Origin of the sequence: Pseudoalteromonas distincta (genome assembly GCF_005877035.1) — a bacterium.
Classification (GTDB): Bacteria; Pseudomonadota; Gammaproteobacteria; order Enterobacterales; family Alteromonadaceae; genus Pseudoalteromonas; species Pseudoalteromonas distincta.
The window spans coordinates 2,570,687-2,583,074 of sequence record NZ_CP040558.1 but is presented as its reverse complement, the minus strand read 5'-3'; the positions used below and the strand labels follow the sequence as shown (position 1 = coordinate 2,583,074).

Genomic DNA, 12,388 nt, shown 5'->3' with positions numbered 1-12,388 from the left:
ATTGTCTAATATAAAGGAAAAATACAATGAGTAAGCAGTTCTTACTGTATATAGCTATATTTATTAGTATTTTTCTCTTTGGTTGTTCTTCTCGCCATGTTCCTGCACCTGTTAGCAGCCTAAATAATAATGTTAATGATTTAGGCCATACTATTAACATTAATGGGAGTAGTTATAAAGTGCAAAAAGGGGATACACTTTACTCTATTGCCTTTAGTGCTGGGCAAGACTTTAGGGAGTTGGCAAAAAACAATTCAATTTCATCACCTTACACAATTTTCCCAGGGCAAAACATCTCCTTAATCCCCAAGCCCGAAAAAACAAAAAGGGATGAAAAATATACGAATCCGAGTAAAAAGTCTATAAAAAATTCACAAAAAAAATAACAAAATTTTAAAGAAAGAGCTTGATCCCCCAAAACAACGAGAGTATGTTCAGAAACAAGCCAGTAACAAAATTAGTAATACTAAACGTTTGTCGAGCAGTAAAGTTAAGTGGTTTTGGCCTGCAAAGGGCAAAATTACCAAACGCTTCTCTAATAAGGAAAACGGTTATAAAGGTTTACAGATTACTAATCGCAAAGGGGCTTCAGTCTTAGCTGCGGCACAAGGAACAGTGGTATACGCGGGTAACGCCCTTCGAGGTTATGGCAGTTTAATCATATTGAAACATAATGATGATTACCTAAGTGCTTACGCACATAACTCGAAATTACTTGTTAAAGAAAAGCAGAAGGTTAAGGCAGGACAAAAAATAGCAGAAATTGGTAATTCAGAATCTCCGGTCACCGCGCTTCGCTTTGAAATTCGCTACCGAGGGCAAGCTGTCAATCCTGCTAAATACCTACCCTAATTTTTAGGTATTGATAATTGCTCGGGAGAAGGCTTATGGCTAGCGCAGCAAAACTTGACAAACATACTACGACTGACGAAAAATTCGATGACATCGATGTTGATGAAAGCACAGCTCTACTAGATAAAGTAGACGACGATGAAATCTTTGCTAAAGAAGAAGTAACTAAAAATCTTGACGCAACTCAACTTTATTTAGGCGAAATTGGTTTTTCTCCTTTGCTAAGTGCTGAAGAAGAAGTGTTTTTTTCTCGCAAATCACTTCGAGGGTGTGAAGCCTCACGTAAACGTATGATTGAAAGTAACTTACGTTTGGTTGTTAAAATAGCACGTCGTTACAATAATCGCGGCCTTGCTCTACTTGATTTAATTGAAGAGGGTAACTTAGGCTTAATTCGCGCAGTTGAAAAATTTGACCCTGAGCGTGGATTTAGATTCTCTACTTACGCTACATGGTGGATACGTCAAACAATTGAACGTGCCATTATGAACCAAACGCGTACCATTCGCTTACCTATTCATGTAGTTAAAGAGCTTAATGTTTATTTACGTACAGCGCGTGAGTTAACTCAAAAGCTTGACCATGAGCCAACAGCTGACGAAATTGCAGCTTGCCTAGATAGACCCGTTGAAGACGTTACTAAAATGCTACGTTTAAACGAAAGAATTGCATCAGTAGATATGCCTATTGGCAGTGAAAACGATAGTGTTTTACTTGATATCATCCCTGATGAAAAAAGTTTTGGGCCCGAAGGTGAAGTACAAAATAATGATATTAATAAACATATTGTAGATTGGTTAGGAGAATTAAACCCTAAACAACGTGAAGTATTAGCACGTCGATTTGGACTGCTTGGCTATGAGCCATCTACACTTGAAGATGTAGGTCGTGAAATAGGCTTAACACGTGAGCGTGTAAGACAAATTCAGGTAGAAGCATTACGTCGTTTAAAAGACATTTTGCAACAAGAAGGTTTAAGTACAGATAGCTTGTTTAATCAGTTTTCGTAACTAGTTAAATAGTATAAGAGACTATGTGTGTTAAAAAGCCGAAGAATTTATTCTTCGGCTTTTTTTATGCTTGTAAATTAGATGATATAAATTACAACAATGCTTTTAGTTTATATAACAAATCGTGCGCTTGGCGTGGCGATAAATTATCAGGGTCGATTGCGCTTAACTGCTCTTCAACTTCAGAAGGTGTACTTTGTGCAATTTCGTTATTAAAAGTAAAGGCTTGTTGCTCTGTATTTGGTGCAGTAACGCTTTGATGATTTTCAAGCAACTTAAGTTTTTGCTTCGCTTGTGCAATCACAGCTTTTGGCACACCTGCAAGAGCGGCTACTTGTAAACCAAAGCTTTTGCTTGCTGCACCGTCGAGAACTGTATGCATAAACGCAATAGTGTCGTTATGCTCTATTGCATCAAGGTGCACGTTTACAAGCCCCGTGGTTTGCTCAGCAAGTTCTGTTAATTCAAAGTAGTGCGTAGCAAACAATGTTTTAGCAGATATTTTTGATGCTAAATGATCGGCTGTTGCATACGCAAGAGAGAGTCCATCGTAAGTACTTGTACCGCGACCAATCTCATCCATTAACACTAAAGACTGCGCCGTGGCATTATTTAAAATAGTCGCTGTTTCGGTCATTTCTACCATGAAGGTTGAACGCCCTGATGCTAAATCATCGCTTGCACCAATACGTGTAAATATGCGGTCGATATTACCAATTTTAGCGCTGTCAGCGGGGACATAACTGCCAATGTGAGCCATTAGAACAATAAGTGCCGTTTGGCGCATATAGGTTGATTTACCGCCCATGTTTGGACCGGTAATAATTAGCATTTTACGTTGGCTGTTTAATTCAACAGGGTTAGCAATAAACGGTTCTTTCATTACTTGTTCAACAACAGGGTGACGACCTTGCTTAATGCTTATATTGTCGTTATCGCACAATTCTGGTTTTGCATAATTGAGTGCGAATGCACGCTCAGCTAAATTGTTTAACACGTCTAAATCAGCCAATGCTGCTGCCATCATTTGCAACTGCTCAATATGTGGAGCAATAAATCTAAACAGCTCCTCGTATAGTTGTTTTTCAAGCGCGAGAGCTTTTGATTGGCTACCGAGTACTTTATCCTCGTGCTCTTTAAGCTCTGGAATAATGTAACGTTCGTTATTTTTAAGCGTTTGGCGACGAATGTAGTCAGCGGGTACTAAATGCGCATTTGCACGGCTTACTTCAATAAAAAAGCCGTGTACGCGGTTATAACCAATTTTAAGCGTACTAATCCCCGTACGTTCGCGTTCACGTGACTCTAGTTGATCAAGTACATCGGTTGCACCTTTGCTTAAGTTGCGCCACTCATCAAGCTCACTGTTGTAACCTGGAGCAATAACGCCACCATCACGAATAAGTACTGGTGGGTTTTCTATCACTGCACGTTCTAATAACTCTTGTAAATCAGGGAGCTCAGGCGAGTGCTTGATAATACCCGCTATACGAGGATCGTTAGCATCATCTAACAAAGTATGCAGTGGTGCAAGTGCTTGCAATGCACTGCGAAGGCGAGTTAAATCGCGCGGGCGAGCTGTGCATAAAGCTAGGCGTGCAATAACACGCTCTACATCACCAATCTCTTTTAATGATTCGTGTAGTTCACCGCAAAGCTGCGCATCTAAAATAGCGCTAATTGCATTTAAGCGAGAATTTAGCTCGTCTTTATTACGAATTGGTGTATGAATACGGCGCTTAAGTAAGCGAGAACCCATTGGCGTTGCTGTTTTATCAAGTACTTGAGCAAGTGTATTTTCAAACCCGCCCGATAAATTAACCGTTAATTCTAAATTTTTACGGGTAGCGGCATCTAAAATAACAGCGTGTTCGTTGTGCTCAAGCGTAATTGCACGAATATGTGGCAGTGCAATACGTTGTGTATCTTTTACGTATTGCATTAGGCAACCTGCAGCAACAAGCGCGCTATGGGCTTTATCAACACCAAAGCCAACTAAATCTTTAGTACCAAACTGATCGCATAATAAGTGCTGAGCCGTATCTAAGTCGAACTCCCACTCTGGGCGACGGCGAGCACCTTTTATATGTTCAATTAAATGAACGTTTTCAAAGCTTTCGCTATACAGAAGTTCGGCTGGTGATAGGCGCTGAATAGTTGAGCTAAAGGCTTCGTCGGTATTTACCTCGACAATATTAAAACGACCAGAGTTAATGTCTAAATAAGCAATCCCGTATAAGCCTTTTTTACTTTGCCAAACGCTGGTAAGGAGATTGTCTTGTCGTTCTTGTAAAAGTGCTTCATCAGAAATTGTACCGGGTGTAACTATACGCACTACTTTACGATCAACAGGGCCTTTACTGGTTGCAGGGTCTCCCACTTGTTCGCAGATAGCGACTGATTCACCCATTTGGACTAGACGTGCTAAGTAGTTTTCTACCGCATGGTAAGGTACACCCGCCATAGGGATAGGATCGCCGCCAGCTTTACCACGATGAGTTTGCGAAATATCGAGTAATTGAGCGGCGCGTTTAGCGTCATCAAAAAAAAGTTCGTAAAAATCGCCCATACGATAAAACAATAAAATATCGCGATGCTCTGATTTTATTTTTAGATACTGCTGCATCATAGGGGTTTGTTGTTTTATAGTGTGTGGTGCATAAAGATCAAACGACATGTATTTACCCAAAGGCTGAATATGGAATTACATCAAGAGATTAAAACACTTGCTGCGCAATTAGGCGCTATTTTAACGGATAAATGCTTATGGATCACTACTGCTGAGTCATGTACTGGTGGCGGAGTGAGTTATGCGCTTACCGATACACCTGGAAGTTCAGCTTATATCGACCGTGCATTTGTCACTTATAGTAACCAAGCAAAGCAAGATTTGCTCAATGTTAGTGCTAATACATTAAATCAATACGGTGCTGTGAGCGAGCAAACAGTCCATGAAATGGCAGTAGGTGCTATTAAAGCAACAAACGCTAATATATCTATAGCTGTATCGGGCATTGCAGGGCCTGGCGGGGCAACAGAAGGTAAACCTGTTGGACTTGTATGGTTTGGCATACAAATTAATGACAAAGTACTGACCTTTAAACAAATATTTACTGGTGATAGGGCTCAAGTAAGACTGCAAGCTATTGTATTTGCATTAAAAAGTGTAATAGATGAGATAAAATGAAAAAATTAGCTTGATACTGTGATTTCATACAGTATACTTGTTCGCATTAGCTGGATTGGAGAACAAAATGAACGATAACAAACAAAAAGCGTTAGACGCAGCACTATCACAAATTGAACGTCAATTTGGTAAAGGCTCAATTATGAAATTGGGTGACAACAAAGCGTTAAACATTGAATCTGTATCTACAGGTTCACTAGGTATTGATATTGCCTTAGGCATAGGTGGCTTACCTATGGGACGTATTGTTGAAGTGTATGGTCCTGAGTCATCTGGTAAAACAACGCTTACTTTACAAGTTATCGCAGAAGCTCAAAAAGAAGGTAAAACATGTGCCTTTATTGATGCTGAGCATGCTCTAGATCCTGTATATGCACAAAAACTAGGTGTAAATATTGATGACCTTTTTGTATCTCAACCTGATACAGGTGAGCAAGCACTAGAAATTTGTGACATGTTAGTACGTTCAAGCGCGGTAGACGTTGTTATTATTGACTCGGTTGCTGCACTTACACCAAAAGCTGAGATTGAAGGCGACATGGGCGACTCGCACATGGGCTTACAAGCACGTTTAATGTCACAGGCATTACGTAAGCTTACTGGTAATATTAAACGCTCTAACACGTTATGTATTTTCATTAACCAAATCCGTATGAAAATTGGTGTTATGTTTGGTAACCCAGAAACAACAACGGGTGGTAATGCACTTAAGTTTTACGCATCGGTACGTATTGATATTCGTCGTATTGGTTCTGTGAAAGAAGGTGATGAAGTTGTTGGTAACGAAACCCGCGTTAAAATTGTTAAAAACAAAGTAGCGCCGCCATTTAAACAAGCTGAATTTATCATCATGTATGGCGAAGGTATTTCTAAGCAAGGCGAGTTAATTGATTTAGGTGTTAAGCATAAAATTGTTGAAAAAGCAGGTGCTTGGTACAGTTACAGTGGCAACAAGGTTGGCCAAGGTAAATCTAACTCAATTAAGTTTTTGAAAGAAAACCCAGAAATTGCAGATGAGATTGAAGGTAAGTTACGCGAAATGCTTTTACTAAAAGCAACTATTGAACCTGAAGACGGTGAAGATAAGTTAGGCGACGATCCAGACCTTTAAACTGCACCCAAATGAGTTTTTAAGCTTGATTTGACCCGAGCTTTGAAAAGCGCTAATCAGTAATGATTAGCGCTTTTTTGTTATTAAAAACTTAAAGTAGATAAAATAAAAATCTACGATTACATAGCGCATGAGCAGGCACTACATTAGTAATTATTATACTAAATGAAGAGCAGAACGATCATACGCTATACGTTTCAATCAGGTAAAAGCATCCTCTAATAGTTAAGAATGCGCCCTAATTAAAATAGAACTTTAAAAGCGATAAGTTAAGCTAACTTTTCCGCTAATAGGAGAGCCATAAAAACCAACATTGGCTAAGCTAGTAATATGTTTTTCATCTGTGATGTTATCAATGTTAGCTTGAATTGATAAGTCTTCGCTAGCATCCCATCGAGCAAATGCGTTCATAAGTAAATAAGAATCCTGTTTAACATTACTGGCTATATTTTCTGTTTTAGATTGCCATTTCCCGGCTAAACCAAATTGAAACTCAGGTAGCTGAGGTAGCGTATAATCTAATGAAAAATTAACAACGTTTTCAGGCTCCCACTCATGAGAGCTATCGCCAGCATCATCATTAATATCTAAGTATGTATAAGCAAATACAGCGTTTAGATCATCAGTTATTTGTCCTGTTAATTCTAATTCAAAACCCTGCGTATCTTGATCGGCTCCTTTATAGTAAGTAAACCCAGATGCATTTAGCCCAGCATATGTTGCAATGTTATCTTGTTTTGCGCTAAATACTGCAAAGGTTGCAAGTAGGTGATCATCAAACCATTGAGTTTTAACACCTACTTCGTAATTAACACCTTTACTTGGATCTAAAAAGTTACCATCGTAGTCGTATTGTTCTTGTGGTTGATAAATATCGGAGTAGCTTACATACAAGTTAACATCATCATTAATTGCATACGTTGTTGCTAGGTAAGGGCTTACTTCACTCTCATTATTATCTATATCAACGCCTTGGCTAAATCCTGAGCGCTCATAATCAATAGCGTTAAAGCCTGCAATAACAAATAGGTCACTTGTTAGATTTAATTTAGTTGAACCAAAAAAACGCTTCAAAGTAACATCAATATCAGCATATTTAGTTTGCTCGCCCCAAATAGGTTCAGCGATCGCATCTAAAGCATATGGAAAAGCAGGAGCTAAACCATAAGCTTCTGTCGTTGCAGCATCGTAAGAGTTAGTAAAAGAGTAGGATGTGCTTTGTGAAATACTTCCACCAAACATTAACTCATGCTCTTGACCAAACAAGCTGTATTCACCCTTAGCCGTTATATCAAATAAGTCAGCTGAGAACTCTGTATCATATCGTCCAGGAATACTGACTAAACCTAAATTAGTTCCACTATCAAACATTCCATAAGGGTCATAAAGATAAAGTAATTTGCTTTGATCTTCTGAGTCTTGGTAATTATAAGTTGTTTTAATTTCCCAATTATTATCAAATACATAAGTATATTCAATAAAAGCAGTGGTATTAAGAGTGTCCCATTTAGTCCATTCTTGAGTTGGGCTCGCACTTACGTCCCACTCTGCTTGCGTACCATCGGCATAAGATAGTGGCAAACCTCCCCACATTGTCCCATCTGTATTTGCATCTTGATATGAGGCACCGAATGAAAGTGTTGAATTACCAGTAAGCTGTCCGTCAATTACTGCAGAGAGGTAAGTGCGATCGTTTTCTAAGCCGTCTAGGTAGGAATCAGAATCCTCTGCGGCTGCAACAAATCGAGCTGCCCAACTGCCTGAGTCTGTTAATAAAAATGAATAATCTGCTTGCAATCGTTTTAAGCCATAAGAACCTACAGATATACCCACTTCACCTTCATTTTCATTTGTTGGGCGCTTTCGAACATAGTTAATAGTGCCCGCAGCATTACCTACACCTGTTAATTGCCCATTAGCACCACGAATAACTTCTATTTTTTCATAACCATAGCTTTCCATAGCACCAGTAACAAGACCCCAGTTATTAGGTAGACCAACACCATCTACTTGAGTACTTTTAATATCAAAACCACGAGATGTATATCTTGTGCGGTTAGTTTCACCTTGTTCTACAGTAATACCCGTAGCCATTTTCAATGCATCATTAATACTATTTGCTGCAAAGTTTTGAAGTTGTTCTGCGCCAATTACACTAATAGATTGTGGTGTTTCGTTAAGCTCCATAGTTAAACCGGTAGCACCTTTGCTAACGCGATCTTGGCGTACACCTACTATTAATATTTCTTCCATTTTTTCATTATTATTTTCAACTGTATTCTTAGTTTGTGTTTCTTGTGCTTGAGCTGAAAACCCCATGGCTAAAACTAATGAAGAAAGTGCAAAAGTACGATTGAGTTTCATGTTTTCCCTTAATTAATATTTAATATTATTTGAGTTTATTTAAATAGTTGGGACATTCTACTATTTAGAATTAACAAACTCAAATAAAAACAATTATCATTTGTAGGCGCGTTTGTGCTGTTTTAGGGGAAATTACTTAGTCTGTAAATAATATTATGATTAGGATAAACGATATGGCTTATAAAAATATGGTTGTTTTTTTAACTTAAATTGAATCATAAAAAAAGCGGCCTAGGCCGCTTTTTAAAGTAGTTAGCTTTTTAATTATTAAAAAGAGTACTTAACAGAAAACTGTAAGCGGTCTAAATCGCCATCAACGCCGCTTTCAGTTTCACGCTCAGCATGCTTTAGCTCAGCACCAAAAGTTAGACGTTTAACCGGTGAGTATAGAATGTTAGCGCTATAGCTTTGGCTTGATTCAGTCGGATCACCAGAAATAGCTAATAAATCAGTGTTGTTATCAGCACTGAAGAATGAATATAAGAACGTTGAACGCCATTGGCTTGTCCACTTGTGCTGGTAAGCAACAAAACCAGAAGTCGAATCAATTGCATCTAGTTCATCGCCATTAAGTACTGCACCGTGAGCAACGTTTAAGCCTACGTAACGGCCTAAGCCTTTACCTTGAGTAAGCATAAATTTAAGGTTGTCCTCACCAAGGTTTATTTTACCTGATGCACTAATACCAAAAGAAGTTTCATCTGCATCAACACTGCCTACTTTATAAGTAAGTTGGCGAGCAAGCGCTGCAACCACAATGTTACCCCAATCGGCTTTGTGTGTGTAACGAGCTGTAAAGTCAGGCAATGATGCATCATCAGTTACTACCATACCGCTAGTAGTAGAAATTGTACTTTCTGGGTTTTCTAATGAAAACGACCATGCGCCAGTGGTGTATTTAATTTGCGATTGACGCACAAACACAGTGCCCTCAGCAGGGCCTACAAAATCAAGCGTTTCAGCAAGCGCCCCCACGTTTTGGAAGTTAGACCATGTTTGACCAAATAACCAACCATCGTAAGTCACAAACGCATGGCGAATACGCGGGGCGTAAGAATTTGAAACTCGCTCATTACCGCCAGCAGCCGAGGCCAAAAAGTCAATTTCAATTTTAGTATTAACGGTTTTACCGTTATCCATAACAGTGGCTGTGCCAAAGTTAAAACGTGACTCACGAGCATGCATATCAAATACAGCATCTGAGCTGTTATCATCGCCAACTGTTAACGTACTTGGTACGTAAAAGTCACGACCTACGTTTGAGCCTGCAGGCGCACCCGCTGAATAATCACTCCACATAGAGTCTAGTTTAATGTATCCACCGTAAGTAAATTCCGTATCACCAATTTTTGCGGCAGTCGCTGCATAAGCAGTGCTTGATAGTGCACATAATACAGCGCTTGCTGCTAATGTTTTTAATGGGGTAAATTTCATTGTGGTGTCCTTTATAGGCTACTTGTTGTTTGTTGCTTTTTTTTTCATGTAAGGTTGTATTACTTGCTACTAGTATTACTTACGAATAAAAAAGGGTGTTAGTTTGGCTTTTCAATACACATATTGTTTTCATTCGTTAAATAAAGCTTTGGCAAGTAATACCGCAAATATCTTTATTAAAGTACACAAACACTTTTGAATATGTGCAATATTTACTCAATTACCTATTGGTCTATAAGACTAAGGTTTTAGAGTTGATTAGTTTGCATTTACTTACATTTAACGCGTTGTATTATTTATGTAAAAAAATTGAAAGCAGGTGGATTATAAACTACAAATGAGTAAATTGGAGTAGAGTACAACTAAGGTCTAATACTTAATAAAGTACTGCTGAGTAATCCTTGATAAAAGCTTAAGGCAAGTAATTTAAATGGAGACGAAGATGTCACAAAGTATCTATCCAGTTCCTGCGCATATTAAAGATGCGACTCTCATTGATAAAAATAAATATAATACGCTTTATAAGCAATCTATTGATGACCCTGAAAGTTTTTGGCGTGAGCATGGCAAACGCCTCGATTGGTCTACTCCTTACACTAAAGTTAAAAACACCTCTTTTGATAAAGGCCACATCAGTATTAAATGGTATGAAGATGGCTATTTAAATGCGTCTTACAACTGTATTGACCGCCACTTAAAAACGAAAGCAGACAAAATTGCGCTTATTTGGGAAGGTGATGACCCTTCTCAAAGTGAGAACATTACTTATCAAAAACTTCATGACGAAGTGGCTAAATTTGCCAATGGTTTAAAAAAACTAGGTGTACAAAAAGGTGACCGCGTAGCTATTTATATGCCAATGACCCCACAAGCGGTGTATGCAATGCAAGCTTGTGCACGTATTGGTGCTATTCATTCTGTTGTATTTGGTGGTTTTTCACCATCGGCTATTGCTGATCGTATTAGAGATTCTGGCGCTAAGGTTGTTATTACTTCTGATGAGGGACGCAGAGCAGGAAATTGTGTTCCATTAAAAGCAAATGTAGATGAAGCGGTAGCGCAAGAAACTGTAACCACAATTGAACACGTTATTGTGCACCAATTAACAGGCGGTGAAGTTGATTGGAATGAGCACGATATATGGTGGCACGAGCTAGTTGCTGACTTACCAGCACAGTGTGAGCCAGAGCCAATGAATGCTGAAGATCCTTTGTTTATATTGTATACATCAGGTTCTACTGGTCAGCCTAAAGGTGTTGTACATACTACAGGTGGCTACTTAGTTTACTCATCAATGACACATGAATACGTATTTGATTTAAAAGAAGATGATGTGTATTGGTGTAGTGCCGATGTAGGTTGGATCACAGGCCACAGTTACATTGCGTACGGGCCATTAGTAAACGGTTGTACTCAGGTTTTATTTGAAGGTGTACCCACTTATCCAACTGCAGGGCGTATGGGCGAAGTAGTTGATAAACACGGTGTTACTATTTTATATACCGCCCCTACAGCAATTAGAGCATTAATGGCTAAAGGTGATGAGCCTACAGCTTCGTCACATCGCGATAGTTTACGTATTTTAGGTTCAGTAGGTGAGCCAATAAATCCAGAAGCGTGGACATGGTATTACGAGAGTATTGGTAAATCTAATTGCCCGATTGTTGATACATGGTGGCAAACAGAAACCGGTGGCATTATGATTACACCACTTCCGGGTGCTACTGATACAAAACCGGGTTCTGCAACACATCCATTTTTTGGTATTGCGCCTGCATTATTTGATGCTGAAGGTAATACACTCGAAGGTGCCGTAGATGGTAATCTAGTTATTTTAGATAGTTGGCCATCGCAAGCTCGAACTGTTTATGGCGACCATGAACGTTTTGAACAAACTTATTTTAGCGCCTACCCAGGAGTTTACTTTACAGGCGATGGTTGTCGTCGTGATGAAGATGGTTATTACTGGATCACAGGTCGTGTGGACGATGTACTTAATGTGTCTGGGCACCGCCTTGGTACTGCCGAAATTGAAAGTGCGTTAGTTGCGCATGAAGCGGTAGCAGAAGCTGCTGTTGTAGGTTACCCCCATGATATTAAAGGCCAAGGTATTTATGTTTACATTACGCCTAACGAAGGTATAACAGTAAGCGATGAATTAACTAAAGAGGTACGTAATTGGGTTCGTAAAGAGCTCAGCCCAATTGCATCTCCAGATATGATTCAATGGTCACCGGGTTTGCCAAAAACACGTTCAGGCAAGATTATGCGTCGTATTTTACGTAAAATCGCTGCAAATGAGCACCAACAACTCGGTGATACGTCAACGCTTGCCGATCCTTCAGTTGTCGATGAACTAATCGAGAACAGATTAAATCGTTAAATGTGCGTTAAAAACTTGATTACAAGTTGATTCTAAACGTAGTATAT

At 39.1% G+C, this 12,388-nt stretch carries 7 protein-coding genes and 1 pseudogene; 5 read left to right on the top strand and 3 right to left on the bottom strand.

What is annotated here, in order from left to right; translation table 11 throughout:
• The first annotated feature begins 26 nt into the window (after positions 1-26).
• Both FFU37_RS11460 and rpoS read left to right on the top strand, forming a co-directional pair.
• Positions 27-852: pseudogene (locus FFU37_RS11460) on the top strand (peptidoglycan DD-metalloendopeptidase family protein).
• Positions 853-887: 35 nt separating this feature from the next.
• On the top strand, positions 888-1,862 hold the full coding sequence (gene rpoS / locus FFU37_RS11455; RefSeq protein ID WP_138489536.1) for an RNA polymerase sigma factor RpoS: 975 nt from the start codon (positions 888-890) through the stop codon (positions 1,860-1,862).
• A gap of 91 nt (positions 1,863-1,953) precedes the next feature.
• On the opposite strand, the gene mutS is transcribed toward rpoS, so the two are convergent.
• The gene (gene mutS, locus FFU37_RS11450; protein ID WP_138489535.1) at positions 1,954-4,539 is read right to left on the bottom strand and encodes a DNA mismatch repair protein MutS; all 2,586 of its coding nucleotides are present in this window, start codon (positions 4,537-4,539) and stop codon (positions 1,954-1,956) included.
• A 21-nt stretch (positions 4,540-4,560) separates the two neighbouring features.
• On the opposite strand from mutS, the gene FFU37_RS11445 reads away from it, so the two are divergent.
• Together FFU37_RS11445 and recA are read left to right on the top strand one after the other, a co-directional pair.
• On the top strand, positions 4,561-5,049 hold the full coding sequence (locus tag FFU37_RS11445) for a CinA family protein (protein ID WP_039486736.1): 489 nt from the start codon (positions 4,561-4,563) through the stop codon (positions 5,047-5,049).
• A gap of 67 nt (positions 5,050-5,116) precedes the next feature.
• The gene (gene recA / locus FFU37_RS11440) at positions 5,117-6,160 is read left to right on the top strand and encodes a recombinase RecA (protein ID WP_002958952.1); all 1,044 of its coding nucleotides are present in this window, start codon (positions 5,117-5,119) and stop codon (positions 6,158-6,160) included.
• A gap of 255 nt (positions 6,161-6,415) precedes the next feature.
• Here recA and FFU37_RS11435 read toward each other — a convergent pair whose 3' ends face one another.
• Positions 6,416-8,524: a TonB-dependent siderophore receptor gene (locus tag FFU37_RS11435; protein ID WP_138489534.1), complete on the bottom strand. Its 2,109-nt coding sequence runs from the start codon at positions 8,522-8,524 to the stop codon at positions 6,416-6,418.
• 267 nt (positions 8,525-8,791) lie between these two features.
• Positions 8,792-9,958, bottom strand: coding sequence for a DcaP family trimeric outer membrane transporter (locus FFU37_RS11430; RefSeq protein ID WP_024600614.1), 1,167 nt, complete (start codon positions 9,956-9,958; stop codon positions 8,792-8,794).
• A 442-nt stretch (positions 9,959-10,400) separates the two neighbouring features.
• Between FFU37_RS11430 and acs the strand changes: the two genes are divergently transcribed.
• On the top strand, positions 10,401-12,341 hold the full coding sequence (gene acs, locus FFU37_RS11425) for an acetate--CoA ligase (protein ID WP_039486744.1): 1,941 nt from the start codon (positions 10,401-10,403) through the stop codon (positions 12,339-12,341).
• Positions 12,342-12,388: the final 47 nt, after the last annotated feature.